This is a genomic window from Sulfitobacter sp. PS-8MA, assembly GCF_040933935.1.
GTDB lineage: Bacteria > Pseudomonadota > Alphaproteobacteria > Rhodobacterales > Rhodobacteraceae > Sulfitobacter.
The window spans coordinates 303,604-323,287 of record NZ_JBFQYJ010000007.1 but is presented as its reverse complement, the minus strand read 5'-3'; the positions used below and the strand labels follow the sequence as shown (position 1 = coordinate 323,287).

Annotated in this window: 21 protein-coding genes; 12 read left to right on the top strand and 9 right to left on the bottom strand. The window is 61.9% G+C overall.

What is annotated here, in order from left to right:
* Positions 1-23 precede the first annotated feature (23 nt).
* The 3 genes from AB4M76_RS14945 (at position 24) to AB4M76_RS14935 (ending at position 2,592) form a co-directional block, all read left to right on the top strand.
* The gene (locus AB4M76_RS14945; protein ID WP_368442800.1) at positions 24-644 is read left to right on the top strand and encodes a queuosine precursor transporter; all 621 of its coding nucleotides are present in this window, start codon (positions 24-26) and stop codon (positions 642-644) included.
* A gap of 382 nt (positions 645-1,026) precedes the next feature.
* Complete coding sequence (gene arfB / locus AB4M76_RS14940) at positions 1,027-1,449, top strand: alternative ribosome rescue aminoacyl-tRNA hydrolase ArfB (protein ID WP_368442799.1); 423 nt, start codon at positions 1,027-1,029, stop codon at positions 1,447-1,449.
* 132 nt (positions 1,450-1,581) lie between these two features.
* Positions 1,582-2,592, top strand: coding sequence for a PAS domain-containing protein (locus tag AB4M76_RS14935; RefSeq protein WP_368442798.1), 1,011 nt, complete (start codon positions 1,582-1,584; stop codon positions 2,590-2,592).
* A gap of 3 nt (positions 2,593-2,595) precedes the next feature.
* Here AB4M76_RS14935 and pncB read toward each other — a convergent pair whose 3' ends face one another.
* From pncB to pncA, 3 genes are read right to left on the bottom strand one after another with little or no spacing between them, the layout of a single operon-like run.
* Complete coding sequence (gene pncB, locus AB4M76_RS14930) at positions 2,596-3,888, bottom strand: nicotinate phosphoribosyltransferase (protein WP_368442796.1); 1,293 nt, start codon at positions 3,886-3,888, stop codon at positions 2,596-2,598.
* Positions 3,889-3,948: 60 nt separating this feature from the next.
* Entirely contained in the window at positions 3,949-4,542 is a 594-nt protein-coding gene (locus AB4M76_RS14925; protein WP_368442795.1) for a hypothetical protein, read from the bottom strand.
* Complete coding sequence (gene pncA, locus AB4M76_RS14920; RefSeq protein ID WP_368442794.1) at positions 4,539-5,135, bottom strand: bifunctional nicotinamidase/pyrazinamidase; 597 nt, start codon at positions 5,133-5,135, stop codon at positions 4,539-4,541. The genes AB4M76_RS14925 and pncA overlap by 4 nt, the downstream gene beginning before the upstream one ends.
* A 99-nt stretch (positions 5,136-5,234) precedes the next feature.
* On the opposite strand from pncA, the gene AB4M76_RS14915 reads away from it, so the two are divergent.
* Entirely contained in the window at positions 5,235-6,134 is a 900-nt protein-coding gene (locus AB4M76_RS14915) for a rhodanese-related sulfurtransferase (RefSeq protein WP_368443527.1), read from the top strand.
* Here the strand turns inward: AB4M76_RS14915 and AB4M76_RS14910 are convergent.
* On the bottom strand, positions 6,094-7,341 hold the full coding sequence (locus AB4M76_RS14910; RefSeq protein WP_368442793.1) for an MFS transporter: 1,248 nt from the start codon (positions 7,339-7,341) through the stop codon (positions 6,094-6,096). The two genes, AB4M76_RS14915 and AB4M76_RS14910, sit on opposite strands and share 41 nt — an antisense overlap.
* 146 nt (positions 7,342-7,487) lie before the next feature.
* Here AB4M76_RS14910 and AB4M76_RS14905 point away from each other — a divergent pair, with 146 nt between their 5' ends.
* The 5 genes from AB4M76_RS14905 to AB4M76_RS14885 all read left to right on the top strand — a co-directional run bounded on the left by AB4M76_RS14905 (position 7,488) and on the right by AB4M76_RS14885 (position 13,356).
* Positions 7,488-8,315: a flagellar motor protein MotB gene (locus AB4M76_RS14905; protein WP_368442792.1), complete on the top strand. Its 828-nt coding sequence runs from the start codon at positions 7,488-7,490 to the stop codon at positions 8,313-8,315.
* A 137-nt stretch (positions 8,316-8,452) separates the two neighbouring features.
* The gene (locus AB4M76_RS14900; protein ID WP_368442791.1) at positions 8,453-9,751 is read left to right on the top strand and encodes a flagellar hook protein FlgE; all 1,299 of its coding nucleotides are present in this window, start codon (positions 8,453-8,455) and stop codon (positions 9,749-9,751) included.
* 37 nt (positions 9,752-9,788) lie between these two features.
* Entirely contained in the window at positions 9,789-11,243 is a 1,455-nt protein-coding gene (flgK, locus tag AB4M76_RS14895; RefSeq protein WP_368442790.1) for a flagellar hook-associated protein FlgK, read from the top strand.
* Between the two features lie 2 nt (positions 11,244-11,245).
* Positions 11,246-12,256, top strand: coding sequence for a flagellin (locus tag AB4M76_RS14890; protein WP_368442789.1), 1,011 nt, complete (start codon positions 11,246-11,248; stop codon positions 12,254-12,256).
* Positions 12,253-13,356: a flagellar basal body P-ring protein FlgI gene (locus AB4M76_RS14885; protein WP_368442788.1), complete on the top strand. Its 1,104-nt coding sequence runs from the start codon at positions 12,253-12,255 to the stop codon at positions 13,354-13,356. Before AB4M76_RS14890 ends, AB4M76_RS14885 begins: the two co-directional genes overlap by 4 nt.
* Positions 13,357-13,372: 16 nt before the next feature.
* Here AB4M76_RS14885 and AB4M76_RS14880 read toward each other — a convergent pair whose 3' ends face one another.
* The 5 genes from AB4M76_RS14880 to fliF form a co-directional block, all read right to left on the bottom strand.
* A complete protein-coding gene (locus AB4M76_RS14880) occupies positions 13,373-14,167 on the bottom strand; it encodes a hypothetical protein (RefSeq protein ID WP_368442787.1) in 795 nt (264 codons plus the stop codon).
* A 561-nt stretch (positions 14,168-14,728) separates the two neighbouring features.
* Complete coding sequence (fliP, locus tag AB4M76_RS14875; RefSeq protein ID WP_368443525.1) at positions 14,729-15,406, bottom strand: flagellar type III secretion system pore protein FliP; 678 nt, start codon at positions 15,404-15,406, stop codon at positions 14,729-14,731.
* Positions 15,407-15,465: 59 nt separating this feature from the next.
* Positions 15,466-15,753: a FliM/FliN family flagellar motor switch protein gene (locus tag AB4M76_RS14870; protein ID WP_368442786.1), complete on the bottom strand. Its 288-nt coding sequence runs from the start codon at positions 15,751-15,753 to the stop codon at positions 15,466-15,468.
* Positions 15,746-16,342, bottom strand: coding sequence for a hypothetical protein (locus AB4M76_RS14865; protein WP_368442785.1), 597 nt, complete (start codon positions 16,340-16,342; stop codon positions 15,746-15,748). Before AB4M76_RS14865 ends, AB4M76_RS14870 begins: the two co-directional genes overlap by 8 nt.
* Complete coding sequence (gene fliF / locus AB4M76_RS14860) at positions 16,339-17,967, bottom strand: flagellar basal-body MS-ring/collar protein FliF (RefSeq protein WP_368442784.1); 1,629 nt, start codon at positions 17,965-17,967, stop codon at positions 16,339-16,341. Before fliF ends, AB4M76_RS14865 begins: the two co-directional genes overlap by 4 nt.
* Before the next feature lie 120 nt (positions 17,968-18,087).
* Here fliF and fliL point away from each other — a divergent pair, with 120 nt between their 5' ends.
* From fliL to AB4M76_RS14845, 3 genes are read left to right on the top strand one after another with little or no spacing between them, the layout of a single operon-like run.
* Positions 18,088-18,579 (top strand): flagellar basal body-associated protein FliL, encoded by a 492-nt coding sequence (gene fliL, locus AB4M76_RS14855; RefSeq protein WP_368442783.1) that lies wholly within the window; start codon positions 18,088-18,090, stop codon positions 18,577-18,579.
* A gap of 10 nt (positions 18,580-18,589) precedes the next feature.
* Positions 18,590-19,042: a hypothetical protein gene (locus AB4M76_RS14850; protein ID WP_368442782.1), complete on the top strand. Its 453-nt coding sequence runs from the start codon at positions 18,590-18,592 to the stop codon at positions 19,040-19,042.
* Positions 19,039-19,650: a MotE family protein gene (locus AB4M76_RS14845; protein ID WP_368442781.1), complete on the top strand. Its 612-nt coding sequence runs from the start codon at positions 19,039-19,041 to the stop codon at positions 19,648-19,650. The genes AB4M76_RS14850 and AB4M76_RS14845 overlap by 4 nt, the downstream gene beginning before the upstream one ends.
* Positions 19,651-19,684 lie beyond the last annotated feature (34 nt).

The following is a 19,684-nucleotide window of genomic DNA, read 5'->3' as shown; positions in this document are numbered from 1 at the left end:
CCCTTGCACAAAACGGTTTACATATGACACGCACCTATCTCCCCGGCATTCTTGCCATGGCCGCTATTGTTGTGGCCTCGAATATCCTCGTCCAGTTTCTCTTTGGCCAATGGCTGACATGGGGCGCCTTTACCTATCCGCTGGCCTTCCTCGTCACCGATGTGATGAACCGCCTCTACGGCGCCTCTGCCGCGCGCCGGGTGGTGCTGGTGGGCTTCGTTGTCGGGCTCATCTGTTCGCTGATCGGCACCCAGATCATGGGCGAGTTCGGCCCTCTGGTCACCCTGCGGATCGCCCTCGCCTCAGGCACGGCCTTTTTGGTCGCCCAGTTGCTTGACGTGACGATCTTCAACCGCTTTCGGAGCGGCCCTTGGTGGCGCGCCCCGCTGGTCAGCACCCTGATCAGCAGCGCGATCGACACGGCGCTTTTCTTCTCCATCGCCTTTTCCGCGGCGCTGTCCTTTCTCCACCCGGCCACGGATGTCGCATGGGCTGGCGAAATGCTGCCGCTCCTCGGCAGTGGCCCGCTGGCCCCGCTCTGGGTCTCGCTCGCCGTGGCGGATTGGTCGGTGAAACTGGCCATCGCCCTGATCGCGCTGATCCCCTTCCGCCTGATCACCGCCCGGCTGATGGCGCGGGCCTGACACTCTTTTGGCGGGTGGCGCTTGGAAGGGAAACGCGCGGGGGAGGAACGCCCCCCGCGCCGGCCTGGCAAGTTGCCGCTACGTCAACTTGGGCAAAAAATGCTTTGTGAAATGCCAAACCTGTGCAACGCTCAAGGTGAGTTCAACAAATGAAAAGGAGGTGATCCAGTGTCAAGAAAGGTATTGGAGCGAGGTGTCGGAACAGCCAGAGAGGTTTCGCGCTAGGGCAGCCCCTGGCAGTCGCAACCACCTGGTGGATCACGGTCTAACCGATCCCCCTCCTGAAACCATTCGATTGGGCCGTTCCGCAAGGGGCGGCCCATTTCGCATCGCCCCTTCACCCTTTTGCCTGTGGCTGCCATGATATGCACAAGGAGAGCCCATGCTGCACATCAATGATGACATCGCCATTCAGGACTGGGAGCTGACCGAGAGCTTCATGCGCGCCTCCGGCCCCGGCGGGCAGAATGTGAACAAGGTCTCCTCTGCCGTTGAACTGCGCTTTGAAGCGGCGACCTCGCCCTCGCTGCCGCAACCGGTCAAGAACCGGTTGCGCAGGCTTGCCGGGCGCCGCTGGACGACGGAGGGGGCGCTGGTCCTGCAATGTGACGAGACCCGCAGCCAGGCGCGCAACCGCGAATTGGTGCGCGAGCGGCTGGCCGATCTGGTCCGCAAGGCACTGACGCCGCCAAAGCGACGGATCGCGACCCGGCCCACGCTGGGGTCGAAGAAGCGGCGCCTGAAGGCAAAGAAGGTCCGGGGCGAGGTCAAGGCGATGCGCGGCAAGGTGGACCCCGACGGGTAACTTCCCCCGCGGGTTTTAACAGATGTGGAATCCAGACGATCAGGCTTGCGGCGCCCCGACGCCCCCCTTGACCCGGCTTCCACCAATAAGGCACATGGAATGGACATTTCTTAATGGGGCGATGAACAGCGGATGAGCGATGCAACTGCGGCCCCGGTCCGGCCTGCCCTTCTTGAAGACATCCTTGGCAAAGCCGTGCGCTACGCGCGCCTGCCGCTTTGCATCACGGACCCCAAGCTGCCCGACAACCCCATTGTCTATGTCAATGCGGCCTTTACCGAGCTGACAGGCTACGCCCTGGAGGAGATCGTTGGCCAGAACTGTCGCTTTCTGCAAGGCCCGGAAACCACGCGCGACAGCATCAATGCGGTGCGGGAGATCTTGCTGGACCGCCGGGTGGATACCGTCGAAATTCTGAACTACCGCAAGGATGGCAGCGCCTTTCTCAACGCGCTGCAACTTGGCCCGATCAATGACGAAGAAGGCAATCTGGCCTTTTTCTTCGGCTCGCAGATGGATGTCTCCGAACGGCGCCGGGCCGAGCGCGAAGATCGCGAGCTGGCGGATCAGGAACTGCTGCACCGGCTGCGCAATATCGTGAATGTGATGACCGCCATGGTCCGCATGACCGCGCGTGAGGAAACCGACCCTGACCAATTTGCCGAAAAGGTGATGACCCGGCTTTCGGCCCTTGGTGCTGCGCATTTCGACACCATTGGCCGCAGCGACCAGTCCGCGATTGATTTCGCGACCCTGTTGGGGCCCATCGCGCGGGCCTATACTTCGGGCGAGAGCGCGCAGATCCGTCTGAGCGGCAAGAACCCGCTGATCTCGCATCAATTGGTCTCGCCTTTGACGCTGGCGCTGCATGAATTGGCGACGAATGCGGTCAAACATGGGGCGCTGAGCACGCCGCTCGGCAAGGTCGATCTGGATGTCTCGTTGCTGAAAAACCCCGCCCGGATGCGCTTTACCTGGCAGGAAACGGGCGGCCCCGAGGTGATCAAAACGAGCCGCAGCAGCGGTTCCAAGATCATTCAATCCCTGACCCGCGCCGCCGGGGGCACGCTGAGCTATGAGTGGCGGCGCGAAGGGCTCAAGGCGACAGCGGAATTTCCGCTCAGCGCCTTTCAACAGGGCTGAGCCTCAAACAATAACCTGCTGCGCGGTCTGATCCCCGACACCGAAGACCCGCTTATAGCGCGCGACCTCATCCGCCGGGCCCATCGCCTTATTAGGATTGTCCGAAAGCTTCACCGTGGGCTGCCCATTGGCGCTGACCGCCTTGCAGACCAGACTGAAGGGCGCCAGCGCATCATCTGGCACCAAGCCGCGAAAGTCGTTGGTCAGCAATGTGCCCCAGCCGAAGGAGATCTTGGCCTTGCCCGCGAACTGCGCGTGCAGCTCTTTGATCTTGCCGACGTCGAGCCCATCGCTGAAGATCACCCGCTTCCCGGTCGGGTCTTCGCCGCGCTCCCGCCACCAGTCGATGGCGGTCTGGGCAGCGGTTGCCGGATCGCCGCTGTCGACGCGAATGCCGGTCCAGCCTGCCAGCCAATCGGGCGCATTGTCCAAGAAACCCTTGGTGCCATAGGTGTCGGGTAGGATGATCCGCAGATTGCCCTCATGCTCATCATGCCAATCTTGCAAGACATCATAGGGGGCCTGGGCCAGCGCCGCGTCATCCTGGGCCAGGGCGGCATAGATCATCGGCAGCTCATGGGCATTGGTGCCAATCGCCTCGACCTCGCGGCCCATGGCGATCTTGCAGTTTGACGTGCCGGTAAAGGCATCGCCCAGCCCCTCGCGCATCGCCTGCACGCACCAATCCTGCCAGAGATAGGAATGCCGCCGTCGCGTGCCGAAATCGGCAATCGACAGCCCGTCAATCTCGCGCAGCTCCTCGATCTTCTCCCAGACACGGGTCATGGCGCGGGCATAGAGGATTTGCAGCTCGAAGCGGTCCATCCGGTTGAGCACGGCGCGGCTGCGCAGCTCCATCAGGACCGCCAAGGCGGGCACTTCCCAAAGCATCACCTCGGGCCAACTGCCCTCGAATGTCAGCTCATATTGATCGCCCTTGCGCTCCAGATGATAGGGCGGCAGGCGCAGGTTCTCGAACCACTCCATAAAATCCGGGCGGAACATCTGACGCTTGCCGTAAAAGGTGTTCCCGCGCAGCCATGTGCTTTCGCCGCGCCCAAGGCTGAGCGAGCGGATATGGTCAAGCTGCTCGCGCAGCTCGCCTTCGTCGATCAGGTCTGCCAGCGGAATCTGGGTGGAGCGGTTGATCAGGCTAAAGGTGACCTGGGTGTCCGGCTTGTTGCGGAACACCGATTGGCACATCAAGAGCTTGTAGAAATCCGTGTCGATCAGGGACCGCACGATCGGGTCGATCTTCCACTTGTGATTATAGACGCGGGTGGCGATGTCGACCATGGGGGGTTCCTTTTGATAAGGACCACGCCCGGCACGCGCCGGACGGGATTTCTATCGTTATTATTCTTTCTGAGAAGGCAAAGCAGCTGCGACAGCCTCTCGCAGCTCAGGGTGCATGATCCAGACCATGACATCGCCCCCTTGCGGATCAGCTTCGTAGGTCGCGAGGATGCCGGTCGGCACATCCCGGTCCGCTCTGATGGCCTTCGGTGCCGTCACTCCAAGGTGCTCTTCCAGTTTTCGGCCCAGTTTACCGTAGAGCGCATTCGCATTCGAAATCGTACTGTACCCGCCAGCTTTCGCAATCCGCAAAGGGGTTAGGCCGTTCTCGCCGGCCCGCGCATGCGCTCCGAGCATATCCAGTTCTGCGGGCTTAGGACCAGCGGCCTGTAGGGCTTCAACGAATTCATCTGTAGTGGGAACATGAAAATCGAGCCGCGCGATGTACCGCCGCGCTTGTACCCGTGAACTATAACGTTCTTTCAACGCGTCTCTCAATGTCTCAATTGCCGCCACGCTAGAAGTCCCTTCAACCTCCGCGACCACGCCTCGCCCCTTTGAATTGTTGCTATAGAATGCGCGGGCCACGTACTTTTCACCCAGCTTTCCCGCGACCAGGCGGTACTTGCCATAGATTGCCTCCTCTAGCTTCATACCAGCGTCACCCCCGCCGCGCGCATCCCTTCGCGGGCCTTGGCCAGCGATCCATCCAGATCAATTGCCCGGCAGAGGTCTTCGCGCACCTCCACCTCAAAGCCGAGTTTCGCCGCATCCACGGCCGAGAAGTTCACGCAGAAGTCCAGCGCCAGCCCGACCATCGTGAGCCGCTCGATCCCCCGCGTGCGCAGGTAGCCTTCGAGCCCGGTTGGCGTGCGGTGGTCATTCTCAAAAAACGCCGAGTAGCTGTCGATGTCCGGATTATAGCCCTTGCGAATGATCATATCCGCCCGGTCGATCTGCAGGTCCGGGTGGAACTGCGCGCCGATGCTGCCTTGGATACAGTGATCGGGCCAGAGCACCTGCGGGCCATAGGGCATGGTGATCAGCTCATAGGGGGTTTTGTCCGCATGCGAGGAGGCGAAAGACAAATGCCCCGCCGGGTGCCAATCCTGCGTCAGCACCACCGCGTCGAACTCGGGCATCAGCGCGTTGATCCCTTTCAAGACCGCGTCCCCCTGCGGCACGCCAAGCGCCCCGCCGGGCAGGAAATCATTTTGCACGTCAATCACGATCAGAGCATGGGTCATGGGCTGTCTCCTTCTGTCAAAGGGGTAGGGCCGCGGGGGCGGCAGGTCAATGGCGCGGGCCGGATTGAGCTTTGTGTCAGAAGTGCTTATTTGACGCTCATGTATACCATCGCCGCGCTCTATCATTTCACCCGTTTCGACGATCCCGCCGCCCTCAAGCCTGCGCTTCTGGCGCTTTGCGAGGCGCAATCGGTCAAGGGCACGCTGCTGCTGGCCGCCGAAGGGGTGAACGGCACCATCGCCGGGCCGCGCGCCGGAATCGACGCGGTGATCGCCCATCTGCGCGCCTTGCCCGGCTGCGCCGATCTGGAGTGGAAGGAAGCGACCAGCGACAAGCCGCCCTTTGGCAAGATGAAGGTGCGCCTCAAGCGCGAGATCGTGACCATGGGCCAACCCGATGTCGATCCGCGTGCGCAAGTGGGCCATTATGTCGATCCGAAGGATTGGAACGAGCTGATCCGCTCGCCCGATGTGGCGGTGATCGACACGCGCAACAGCTACGAAGTGGCGATTGGCACATTCGAAGGCGCGGTTGATCCGCAGACCGAAAGCTTTGGCGAATTCCCCGAATGGTGGGAGGCCAACAAGGACCGCTTTCACAACAAGAAGATCGCGATGTTCTGCACCGGTGGCATCCGCTGCGAGAAGTCGACCAACTATCTGTTGGGCCAGGGGGTGAACGATGTGTTCCACCTCAAGGGCGGCATCCTGAAGTACCTCGAAGAGGTGCCCGAGCAGGACAGCACCTGGGAAGGCGACTGTTTCGTTTTCGACAACCGCGTCAGCGTCGGCCACGGGCTGCGCGAGGGGCCGCATATGCTCTGCCACGGCTGCCGCCGCCCGATCCTGCCCGAGGATCGGAACCACCCTGCCTATGAGGCCGGGGTCTCCTGTCATCACTGCATTGACGAAACCTCCGACGCCGACAAGGCGCGTTTTCGCGAGCGCCAGCGCCAGATCACATTGGCGCGGGAACGGGCGGCCCGGGATCAGGGCTAGGCCTGCGCGGCGGGCGCGGGCTGCTGCGCCACAGCAGCCATAGCATGATCCCGAGATTGAGCCCGTTCCAGAGGATGCCATTGATAAAGGCCAGCGCATAAGAACCGCTGAGGTCGTAGATCTGCCCCGACAGCCAGCCGCCCAGTGCCATGCCAAGGATCGTCGCCATCATCACGAAACCGACCCGCGCCCCGGCCTCGCGGGCGGGCATATATTCGCGCACGATCACCGCATAGCTCGGCACGATGCCCCCCTGACTGAGGCCAAAGATCAGGCTCACCGCATAGAGCCATGCCAGCCCCCCGCTGGGCAGGTAGAGCATCAGCGCCAGACATTGCAGCGCAGAGCCGATCAGCAGCGTGCGCACCCCGCCCAGCCGGTCCGCCAGCAGCCCCGACAGGATGCGCGAGCCAACACCACCCAAGAGCATCAGCGACAGCATCTCGGCCCCCGCCTCCGCGCCAAAGCCCAGATCGACGGCATAAGAGACGATATGCACCTGCGGCATCGACATGGCCACGCAACAGCCGACCCCGGCCAGCCCCAGCAGATATTGCAGGCTGCGCGGGCTAAGCCCGGCGGAACGTGCAAAGCGGGTGGAGGCTTGTTCCGCCGCATCGCGGGTGCTGTCGCTCACCGTGCGCCGCAGGGCAAAGGCCAGGGGGATCACCCCGACCAGCGTCACCCCCGCCAGAACCAGATAGACCGCCCGCCAGCCATTCTCGGCCAAGACACCCGCCAGGAGCATCGGCCAGATCGCCCCAGAGAGGTAATTCCCACTGGCCGCAATCGCCACGGCGATGCCCCGCCGCCGCACGAACCAATGCGAGATATCGGCGATCAGCGGCCCGAAACCCACGGCAGAGGCAAAGCCGACCAGAAGCTGCGCGAGCGAAAGCATGGCGATGCTCTGCGACAGGGTGGCAAGCCCATAGCCCGTCGCCGTTGCCAAAGCCGCCGCGATCAGCGCGCGGGTGACGCCGAAACGGTCCACCGCATGGCCGATGAGGTAATTGCCCAGCCCAAAGCCGACCATGGTCAGCGTATAGGGCAAAGCAGCGCCAGCGCGGCTGCTGCCAAACTCGGCCTCGACGGCGGGCATGATGACAATGATCGCCCACATGCCCGCATTGACCGTCAGCGCAATCAGCAAGGTCAGGGCCAGCCGCCCCCAGGCATAGCCGCCGTCCGTTTCCTGCTCCGCCATCTGACCACCTCCCCTTATGCGTGCATCTGGGGCCAGCGCAGCGCAAAGTGCAAGAGCCGCCGAAATTTAGCGACAGTTGAAGATGTTAAGCCCCCGGTAAACCCGCTGCGCTAGACCTGAGCCTGGGTGAAAAATGGGTGAGTGATATGGCGGCGCATGCAAATGTGGCACCGGTCATCATCAAACGGAAGAAGGTCGTCGGCGGCGGCGGGCATCATGGCGGTGCCTGGAAAGTTGCCTATGCGGATTTTGTGACCGCGATGATGGCCTTCTTCATGTTGATGTGGCTGCTGAATGCGACAACCGAACAACAACGCAAAGGGATCGCGGATTACTTTTCGCCGACGATCCCGATCAACCGGATTTCCGGGGGCGGGACCGGCTCTTTCGGCGGCGATAGCATCTTTTCGGAAGAGACTTTGCCGCGCAATGGCACGGGTGCCACCTCCCCCGGCGCGCCGCGCGATGCAAAGTCCAACAGCGGTGAGGGCGACAGCGGGGTCGAGGATGAGGTCTTTAAGGAAGTCGATGCCATGCTAATGGGGCGCGGCGGAGAGACCATGGTCATGGAAAACGCCCTGCGCCATATCGTGACGCGGATCACCGACGAAGGGCTGGTGATCGAGCTTTTCGACCTCGACGGCACTCCTCTGTTCGAAGACGGCAGTGACACGCCAACCCAGGTGCTGCGCGATCTTGCCATCATCATCGCCGAGACCAGCAAGGCGGTCACCAATGGCATTGCCATCGGCGGCCATGTGCGGGCCAATCCGGTGGTGCTGAACCACAGCCCGGTCTGGGAACTTTCCGCCGCGCGGGCCAGCAAAATGCGCCTGCTGCTGGGCGATGCGGGGATCGCGCCGGGCCGGGTGCGGCGCGTTACAGGCCATGCGGACCGCGACCCCGTGACCGCCGACCGAATGGCCCGGCGCAACAACCGGCTGGAGATCGTGTTGCTGCGCGCGGACCGGTGACCCGCGCCCCCCGGGGGCAAACCTCGGGCGGCCCTGCGCGGCGCCGCGAATGTCGCGCATTTTATCTGTTAGTGCGGCGTTAAGCACAGGGCGTCTATTGCTGCTGCATCAGATTGATACAGCAGAAAGGCGTGTCCATGACAATTTCTTCTTCGCTCAACGCGGGTGTGGCGGGGCTGCGCAGCAATGCGACACGGCTCGCCTCGATCTCCGACAACATCGCGAATGCCTCGACCTTTGGCTACAAACGCGTGGTGACGGATTTCAATTCTCTGGTGCTTTCCTCGGGCTCGCGCACCTATACCGCGGGCGGGGTCGGCGCCTCGACCCAGCGGCTGATCAGCGAAGGCGGCTCTTTGGTCAGCACGTCGAACTCGACCGACCTTGCGGTGCGCGGGCGCGGCATGTTGCCCGTGGCCAGCCGGGCGGAGTTTCTATCGGGCAGCGGTCAGCCGCAGATGATGCTGACCACCACAGGCTCGTTCCGCATCGACGCAGACGGGCTTTTGGCGAATGAATCCGGCCAATTGCTGATGGGCTGGCCCGCGGCGAAAGATGGCACGGTGCCCTCCTACCCGCGCGACACCAGCGATGGGCTTGAGCCGATACAATTCGCGCTGAACCTCAGCGGCGATCCCACCACCTCGATCGACATGAGCCTGAACCTCCCGGCCACCGCAACGATCGCGGGCGCACCCGGTGAGGCGCAAGACCTGTCGATCGAATATTACGACAATCTCGGCACCTCGCAAAGCATTTCCATATCCTTCACCCCGACGGTCCCGGCCAGCGGGTCCTCGAATGAATGGACCATCGTCCTGCGCGATTCCGCGTCCAACGACGCTGTGGTGGGCGAATATGTCGTCACCTTCGATGATGGCCGCGCCTCGGGCGGAACCATCTCTGCGGTCACCACGGTGTCGGGGGGGAGCTATGATCCGGTCTCGGGCGAAATGGTCGTCGGCGTCGCCAGCGGCCCGATCGCCTTCAACATCGGATCGATCGGGGACACCTATGGCATCTCGCAACTGTCTGACAGTTTTGCCCCCATTTCGATCGATAAAGACGGCTCGCCGATCGGGAATATGATCTCGGTCGAGATTGACGAAAACGGCTTCGTGCAATCGGTCTACGATTCCGGCGTGACCCGCACCATCTATCAGGTGCCGCTGGTCGATATGTCCAACCCCGAAGGGCTGATCCCGATGGACGGGCAAACCTATCGCAGCTCGCCTGACAGCGGGGCCTTCTTCCTTTGGGACGCGGGGGATGGGCCGACGGGCGACATCAAATCCTACGCCCGCGAGGAATCGGCGACAGATGTTGCGACCGAGCTGACCTCGATGATCCAAACCCAACGGGCCTATTCCACCAATGCCAAGGTGATCCAGACGGTGGATGAGATGTTGCAGGAAACCACCAACATCAAACGCTAAACCGCCCAACCTTCCCTGACAGCAAAGCGAGTACCAGATGAGCATATCCGGGGCATTGTCCAATGCGATGACCGGTCTGCGCGCCGCCGGGCGCGGGGCCGAGATCGTCTCGTCCAACATCTCCAACGCATTGACCCCCGGCTATGGGCGGCGGGTGCTGGAACTCTCCCCCACTGCTATTGGCGGCGCCGGGGGCGTGCGGGTCGATGGGGTGGCCCGCACTGTCGATGAGGGCATAGCCTCGGACAAACGCTTGGCCGATGCGGAACAGGGCCATGCGCAGATGGCGGCGCAGTTTTATTCGAAACTCGAAACGCTGATCGGGACCCCGGATGATCCGAACTCCGTCTCCGCCCGTGTCGCACAGTTTGAAACCGCGCTGATCACCGCCGCCAGCCGCCCCGAAGCGCCCGAGCGGTTAAGCCAAGCCGTCACCGATGCGCGCAGCCTCGCCAGCAGCATTGCCAATGTATCCAACGGCTTGCAGGACGCGCGCAGCCTTGCAGACCGGACCATCGATGAACAGGTCACGGCCCTTAACACCGCGCTAAAACAGGTTGAGACCCTCAACGCGCAGATCACCGCTGCGCAGGTCCAAAGTCAGGACGCAACCGCTTTGCAAGACCACCGCCAACGGTTGGTCGATGAAATCAGCGCGCTGGTGCCTGTGCGCTCGGTCCCCCGCGACCATGGCCAGATCGCGCTCTATTCCACTGGCGGGGCGATCCTGCTGGATGGCAGGGCGGGCGAGATTGGGTTTGAGCGGGTCAACCTCGTCACCCCCTATATGTCGGTCGACGCGGGCACGCTGTTGGGGCTGACCCTGAACGGCAACCCGCTGCGCACAGGAAGCGAAAGCGGCGCCCTGCGGGGTGGGGCGATTGGCGCGCAATTTGCGATTCGAGATGAAATGGCCGTTACCGCACAGGGCGAGCTGGACGCTTTGGCCCGCGATCTGGTCATCCGCTTTCAAGACCCCGCAGTCGATCCGACGCTTGCCCCCGGGGATGCCGGGCTTTTCACCGACAGCAGCACCGCTTTTGCGCCGGCGGATGAGCTGGGTCTGGCCGCGCGGCTCGCCGTGAACTCGGCGGTTGACCCGGCCCAAGGCGGCGAGGCCTGGCGTATGCGCGATGGGATCAACGCGGTCAGCCCCGGCGACACTGGGAACGCCAACCTGCTGCAAAGTCTGACAGCCGCGCTCACCCAGGGACAAACCCCCGCCAGCGGCAGTTTCGGCGGCGGCAGCTACGCCTTGATCGAACTGGTCTCGACCCTCACCGCCGACATTGGCGCGGAGCGTGGCAATGCCGACCAAATGCTCAGCTTTGCCACGACAAGGCTGAACGTGCTGACCCAGCAGCAGCTCGCCGATGGGGTCGACAGTGACGACGAGATTCAGCGTTTGATGATCATCGAACAAACCTATGCGGCGAACGCGCGGGTGATCGAAGCGGTGGACGAAATGATGCAAACGATCATGAGGCTTTGACCATGAGCAGCACCTCCATCGGTGATCTTGCCCAGTCCTTTATGCTGCGCAATCGCAACACGGCCCTGAAACAAGAGATGGCCCGGCTGACGACCGAACTGTCAACCGGCCAAGTGGCCGACACGCGGGCGGTTCTGGGCGGAAACTACAGCTACCTGACCGAGATCGAGCGCAAGCTCGACACGCTGACGGGCTATGACGTCGCCACCACCGAAGCCGAGCATATGGCCGGGGCAATGCAATCGGCGCTGGAGAGGATCGAGAGCCTTGGCACCAACCTATCCCTCAGCCTGATCGCCGCCGGCACCAGTGCGGTCGGCACCTCGAAAGCCGTGGTGGCAGCGGAGGCGCGCAACGCGATGGCGGCCCTTGTCGGCACGGTGAACGCCAACATCGCGGGGCGCAGCATGTTCAGCGGCACCGCGACAGACCGCGCGCCCCTGCCCGATGACACGGCCCTGCTCAGCGCCTTGAAAACCGCGATCACCAGCGCCGGGGCCACCTCCCCGGCGGACATTATGGCGGCGGCAACGAATTGGTTCAACGATCCCGCAGGCTTTGCCGCTACCGCCTATCGAGGCTCTGACAGCGCGCTGGCCCCGATGACCCTATCGGAAACCGAAAATGTGCGGCTCGATATCCGCGCCACCGATACGGATCTGAAAACCATGTTGCGCCTCAGCGCGGTTGCGGCCTTGGCAGAAGACCCGGCCCTCGCCCTGACCGAGCCTGAGCAGAGCGAGCTTTTCGAGATGACCGGCCAGCAGATGTTGGCCGGACGCGACGGGATCACTTCGCTCCGGGCCAAAGTGGGTTTTGCCGAAGCCCGGATCGAACAGGTCAGCAGCCGCAACGCAGCCGAAAAAACCAGTCTGGACTATGCCAAGGCCACTTTGCTGGCCTCAGACCCTTACGATGCCGCCACCAAGCTGGAGGAAGTCCAATTCCAATTGCAAAGCCTGTATTCAGTCACGGTGCGCATGTCGCAGCTGTCCTTGGTCAACTTCCTATGACCCGCCTCCTGGCGCTTCTGGCCAGCTGCCTGATCATGGCCCTGTCCGCCGCCGCAGGGCCGGTGCGGATCAAGGATCTGGTGAATTTTGATGGGGTGCGCGGGAATGACCTCGTCGGCTACGGTCTGGTCGTGGGTCTGGACGGCAGTGGCGACGGTTTGCGCAATGCGCCCTTTACTGAAGATATCATGACCAATATCCTCGAACGGCTTGGCGTGAATGTCACCGGCGAGCAGTTTCGCCCCAAAAACGTTGCCGCCGTATTGGTCACCGCGACCTTGCCGCCCTTCGCCCGCGCGGGCGGGCAGATCGATGTTACCGTCTCAGCCATTGGCGATGCAAAGAGCCTGATGGGCGGCACGTTAATCATGACCCCGATGAACGCGGCGGATGGCCAGATCTATGCCGTGGCCCAGGGGACGATCATCGCCGGCGGCGCCAAGGCCGAGGGCGATGCCGGCAGTGTGACGCAGGGCGTGCCAACATCGGGGACGATCCCGTCTGGCGCGCGGGTGGAACGCGAACTCAAGTTTGAGCTTTCCGCACTAGAAGAACTGCGCCTCGCGCTGCGCGAAGCGGATTTCACGACAGCCGGTCGGATCGAACAGGCGATCAACCGCGATTTTGGGCGGCGGGTCGCAGTCATGCTTGATAGCGGAACCGTCCAACTGGACGTGCCCGCGACCCGCATGGCCTCCGTGGCGCATGCTTTGGGCCGGATCGAAAATATCAAGGTCGAGCCTGAACGCAAAGCGCGGGTGGTGGTCGATCAACGGTCGGGCACCATCGTGATGGGCGAAGATGTGCGGATTTCGCGCGTGGCCGTGTCGCAGGGGAACCTGACATTGCGCATCCAGGAGACGCCTTTGGTCTCACAGCCCAACCCTTTTTCCGAAGGCGAGACGATCGTCGTTCCGCGCACCAATGCGGCGATCCAGGAAGAACCGGGCATCGGGCTTGCCGAAGTCCCAAATGGCACCTCGCTCTCTGAGGTGATCGCCGGACTGAATGCGCTTGGCGTCTCCCCGCGCGATATGATCGACATATTGAAAAGTATCAAAGCCGCGGGCGCGCTTCATGCCGAGTTTGTGGTGCGGTAACTGGGTTTTCGGGCCATCAGAGCAGGCGAATGCGGCGAAAGAGCAGCGCTGTCAAACCGGGCCAAACCCCACGCCTTTGGCCGATCACAGCAGCCGCAGTGCCAAAAGTGACCAATTGTAGCGCCGCATAGAGTTGTGCGAGGGCCAAAGGCGTCTGCACCCGCAATCCATAGGCCAAGCCGGCCATCAAAAAGGCCCCCGTCAGACTCATAAGCGCCCATTCCCGTCGCTGCCCGGTGATCGTCAGAAACAAGGGACCGGCGCCAAATAACGCTGGGGCGGCCGCCCCCAGAAGCAGCCATGACAGCACCGCTTTTTCTGCTTCAAAGGGCGGCGGAAAAAGGGGCGTCAGCACCGAGAAAAGCGCCAGGATGCCAACGCAGATGCCGCCACCGATCAGCAACAGCCCGAGGTTCAGTCGCGCCGCATTGACCACAAAGCTTGGGGTGTTGCCATTCACCGCAGCGGCCCGAAGCCGTGCCTGTGCCGCAACCTTAACGGGGTGCATCGCCCTCGTGACAGCCAAGCCACCTGCACGCAAAACAAGATATCCTGTGACGGTGCGGGGGGAGAACAGCGAAAACAGGATCAAAACATCTATCGTGGCGAGCAATGCCGGGCCAATCGACAGCAAAGTCTCACGCAGGTAATGTCGCCGCGACCGCCTACCCTCGCCGAAAGGGGACGGCAGGCCGCGCCAAAGGATGAGGACCCATAAGAGCCAAAGCAATAGCAATGTCGCCAATTGCAGCTCAGGAGTGGTTTCAGCGATGTGATCCAAGCTCCAAACAAGCCCCGCGGCAAGGATCATGGGCGGCGATTGAATTAGGACAGCGGGCCGCCGCATGGCGCCCCGCAAACCGGTCGCGAAATGCATCAATGCCAGGAGCAAACTGGCGCCCGACAGATAGAGCCCGATCACCGGTCGACCTTCCAGCAAAGGCAGCCCTTTGCCGGCGGCAAGCGCCCCGAAAACAGCGACCAAGATCACCCAGCGCAAAAGCAGTGTCCCCAGCGCATCCGACCAATGCAAACCTTGCCCGCCGTCCACGCCATCGAAATGCATCAGCCCGATGGTCAGAAACCGTGCGAGAATTTCGGCCAAGACCAAAGCCGCCAGAACCGCCGCAAAGCCACCCGCGGGCAGAATTTTGCTTGCCGATAGGGCGAATAAGATCCAGCCGCTTCCCACGAGCAACCCGCTACAGATCATCGCAGGCAGGCCCTGCCCGTTTTCTTGTAAATGCCGCACCGAACATCCCCCAGATCCACGCCACCTCAGCGCAGCAGGAAAATGCCGGGTCGGTCTTTCACCTCGATTAACAGGTGAAATCCTTTGCGGACCCTTTGTTTCAAGATGAGGGGATCGCGCTTAGAAATAGCTGCGCACCAGACTGCCAGCGATCAAGCTCCACCCATCCGCGACGACGAAAAAAGCAAGCTTGAAGGGCAGGGAAACCACTGCGGGCGGCACCATCATCATCCCCATCGACATTAAAATCGCGGCAACGACGAGGTCGATGATCAGGAATGGCAGATATATGAGAAAGCCGATTTGAAAAGCGCGCGCGATCTCGGACAGCAGGAAAGAGGGGATCAGCACCGATAGGGGGGCATCGGCCGCGGGCTCCGCCGATATCGTGGCGGGCCGCAACTCCGCCATGGCAAAAAACGTATCCGGATCCAGCCGCGCGGCCATAAAGCTGCGAAAAGGGGCCAAACTGCGCGCAAAAGCGGTCTCTACATCGATTTCCTCATTCGTAAGGGGCTCGATCCCGTTCTCCCAGGCTGCGGTAAAGACTGGCTCCATGATGAAATAGGACAGGAAAAGTGCGAGGCTGACGATCAGCATATTCGGCGGGGACTGTTGCAGCCCGATCGCTTGTCGCAGGATAGACAGGACGGTCACGATAAAGGGGAAACAGGTCACCACAATGGCCAGCCCGGGGGCGAGGCTGAGCACTGTGATCAATGCGAAAAGCTGGATGGTACGGGCCGAGATAGAGCCGTCATCGCCCAGAGATAGCGAAAATTCCTGCGCCGTTGCCATGGCTGGAAGGGCCAGAAGCGTGATCGTAAAAAGCGCACGGATGTGTAAGTACAGAGCTGTCACGGGTTTTTCTGAAGGTCCACGACTTCGGTCAGCCGAACCACAAGCTGCCCAGAGGGATCGCCCTCTTGTTCTTCCAGCAGCCCGCGGGCGATCAGACGGTCCCCCACATAAAGCTCCACCGGGTCATCCATCCGGCTGTCGAGCGTCAGAACGGCGTTTTCGCCCAGCATGACCAGATCACGGATCAATGGCCGGGCCTTACCCACGCAGACGTTCACCTCGATCGGCACTGAGGTGAAGGGGTTCGAAATGTCGGCAGCGGGCGCGGCGGGGGTACTATCCACGGGAAGTCTCCTGTCGGGATTGAAGGAAGAAGGCGTCGAGGGCGTCGGACAGGCCAAGCAGCACGGTGTCGAGATTTATCTCTCGCTCTTGCGCATTTGCGCGCAGATAGACCTGTCCGGGGCTCAGAGTTGGCTCGGCTGTTAACAAGAATGGCAGTTTGATTTTCTGACTGAGCGTTTCTTGCATGGCATCCATCTGCTCGGGGGCCACGACAATCTCGATGCCGCCCTCGGCATTGTCAGCAAGCATCTTGCCGAGCAGTTCGACAACCTGTTCGGCCAGCGTGGCATGGGCAGCCACGGGCAAAACCTTGGCGACAACGCAGCGCAACAGCGGATGCAGGGCGTCAAGGAGCTTCCTCTGCACCTCGTGATAGGTGAAAGACATATCCTGAAGGCTCTGCGCGGTTTCCGACGCGGCACGATCGCGGTCCGTCGTATGCGCCTTTACGGCATCGTCCCATCCCGCCTGATAGCCCGCCTCAAAGGATTGAAGTTTTTCATCCTGCACCGCTTCGGCGATGGCGCCCTCCGCATCACCGGCGGCGCTGGTTCCGAAGTCATGGTAGCGGTGCGACAGGGAGGTCATGCGCTTTCCTCCTTATCTTCGAGCCAACTGCGCAGAATCTCGACGGTTTCTTCCTTGCGGTCACCGATCATGGCCCGCAGCCGGTCGACAGGTTCATCCCCGCCCATTGCGGGCGGGCCCGCCAATGCCGGCAGCTCTGCTTCCGTGCCGGCCCGATCGCCGGGATCAGGTAGATCGTAACTATCTGACGCGATATCGCCAGAAAGACTGCCTAGGTTTGCCACCTCATCAGATGCACCGACCGAAGATGGCGGCATGGCGGGGATATTGCTCGTTTCTTTGTCCGGCGCACGGGACAGCACCGGGCGCACGACGAAAAGTCCGAGAATGAGGGTGACGATTGCGAGCACGGCCATTTGAATGGCGGCCATCAAGTCGAGATCAAGACGGTCCAGAAGCGATGTACCGGCCACGGTGCCGCTGGGGGCGATATTCTGCAGGGACATCGATTTGATTGTGATAATGTCCCCACGGGCCTCGTCATAGCCGACGGCAGAGGAGACGAGCTCGCGCAGCGCTGAAAGTTCCGCTTCTTCCCGCGGTTGAGTCACCATTTCCCCGGCGTCATTCGTTGCCATGGGTTCGTTTACCAGCACGGCGACGGTTACCCGTTTGATGGCCCCGGGGGCGCGGATAATCTCCCGCTCCGTTTCCGACACTTCGTAGTTGATGCGCTCGCGGGTTTCGTTGTTTTGCGATGACGACGCTTCCCCGCCGCCGCCCTCTTGATCGGGCAGGTTGCTGGCGACGGTGACGTCACCGCCGCCAGCATCACTCGACGTATTGGTGCGCTCTTCTGTATCGGTGCTGATCGCCACCCGGCTTTCGGGATCAAAACGTGTCTCGCGAATGGCTTCGCTTTCGGTGACGGTATCCACGCTCACTTCAACAACCGCATTCCCAAAGCCCACGCGGGCCTCAAGAAGCCGCTGCACCCGATCCCGCAGGATCTGCGCTTTGTCATCGCCTCCGATGGCCGGGACGGCATCGTCCGTCTGCCCAATCAGAGCCCCGTTGGAATCAATCACTGCCACATCTTCTGGCGACAGCCCTGCAACGGCCGATGCCACCAGATAACGTATCGCCTTGGCCTGTGCCGTGGTGGCAGCACCGCCGGTCGGTGTGATCGAAACGGAAGCCTTGGGGGTGATGCCGCGCTGAAACGGGTTGGACCCGGTGCTGGCGATATGCACCCGCGCCATTGCAATATGCGGGTTGGCCACGATTGTACGGGCCAATTCACCCTCTTTCGCGCGCCAATAGGCGGCGTCAAACATTTGCGACGTCGTGCCGAACCCGGTCAGACTATCGAGCAACTCATAGCCGCGATTGCCATTGGCCGGCAGCCCCTCGCTCGCAAGGGTCAATCGCAACTGGTCGCGCTCCTGCGCATCGACAAAGATCGAACCGCCGCGCACCTCAAAGGTAATCCCACGCTGCTCCAGCGACCGCACCACATCGCCCGCGGCGCCATTTTCCAGCCCCGCGTAGAGCAGGGTCATCGTCGGCGCCGTCGCCATTCGAGACATCGCGAGAATCGCCGCGAACATCGCAACAGTCGCGAGGATGACAGTGATCTGGCGGCGCAAATCAAGGCCGAACCAGACGTTTAGTAATTGCTGCACAGTCGCCTCCGTCTCGCCAGACTTTCTGCCTGGCGCTGACCGACAGATGAACGATCAGCCTTAACATTCGGTTAGTGCAAAACCGGCTATACCGATGGGGAAGCAAAAAATGGACAGCCCATGCCCGAAGAAGAAACACAGCCCGATGAACCGCAGAAAAAGAAGTCCAAAATGCCAGTGATACTTGGCGTTATACTGGGTCTTGTCGGTGCGGGGGGCGGCTTTTTCGCCGTTTCCTCGGGGATGATTCTGGCCCCCGGTTCTGAAGAACAAGTCGGAGACACGAGCGCCGGTGATGTGCCCGCCGTGCGGGATGTGGCCTTCGTTCCTGTAGAGCCCCTGGTGATCTCGCTCCGCGCTCCATCGCAGTCACAGCACCTGCGTTTTCGGGCTGAATTGGAAGTGCCGACCGCGTCTCAGGCGGAGGTTGAGAAAATGCTGCCGCGGGTCGTGGATGTGCTCAACAGCTACCTGCGCGCGCTTGATCCGGGGGATTTGGAAGATGCGTCGGCCCTTACACGTCTGCGTGCACAGATGCTCCGACGGGTCCAGACTGTCGCCGGGCAAGAGCGTGTTAACGACTTGCTTGTTATGGAATTCGTACTGAATTGAAGGGGCGAAGATGGAATTGATCGCAGATATCTTGATGGCCGCCGGCGCCATCGGCGCGGGCTTCTACTGCTTTGTTCTGGGGCGCCGGCTGAATCGTTTCAACGACTTGGAAAAGGGCGTGGGCGGTGCGGTGGCCGTGTTGTCTGCGCAGGTGGACGATCTGTCGAAAACCCTGACAGCAGCCCAGACCACCGCCGCGGCATCGGCTGAAACGCTGACTGCCTTGACCCGTCGCGCAGAAGAGACGTCGCGCCGATTGGAACTACAAATGGCGGCATTGCGGGACCTGGAAAGCAATGGGGCAACGGGCCCGGCGCCCGCCAAACCTGCGGAAGGCCCGGCGGATCCAGACGCCGCAGAGAGACCTGGGCAACAGTCGGGGGGCAAAGCCCAGCCGCCTGCGCCAACAGCCCCCGGCGAACCAATGTTCGTCCGCCACCGCCTAAGTGGAGACGCCGCATGAAATTCTTTCGGAAACCCCAGATCCGTCGCCGTGCACGTCGCGGCTCAATCCTGTTGATCGCCAGTCTGCTGTGCACCTCGGCTTTGCTGAGAATAGCGGCAGGGGTGGATATTGCCGTGGCCGCAAACAGCAGCGCTGAAAAAGACAGGGCGGTTCAGGCCGAAGCCTCCAAACCGCTGGCGAATGGCGGTAAGGACCGGGCAGAGATGGGGCGGCTCTTGTCGGCCCTCCAAGAACGCGAATCGCGGCTGAAAGACCGCGAACAGCAAATTGAGGCACGTGCCAAAGCGCTTTCCGTGGCCGGGGAGGAGATCGAGCAGCGGCTCAAGACGCTGGAGGCCGCCGAAGCGAAGTTGCGTGACACTCTGGCGCTGGCCAGTGGCGCGGCTGAGGATGATCTCGCAAAGCTCACAACGGTTTACGAAAGCATGAAGCCCAAGGATGCGGCCGCGCTTTTTCAAACCATGGAGCCTGATTTTGCCGCCGGTTTTCTGGGCCGAATGCGCCCGGAATCGGCAGCCTCAATCATGGCCGGGCTGCCGCCTGACGTGGCCTATTCGATCAGCGCCATTCTGGCGGGCCGCAACGCGAATGTACCCAAAAGCTAAGCTGCTGAAGGTTTCTTAATCCAAATCTGAGAGG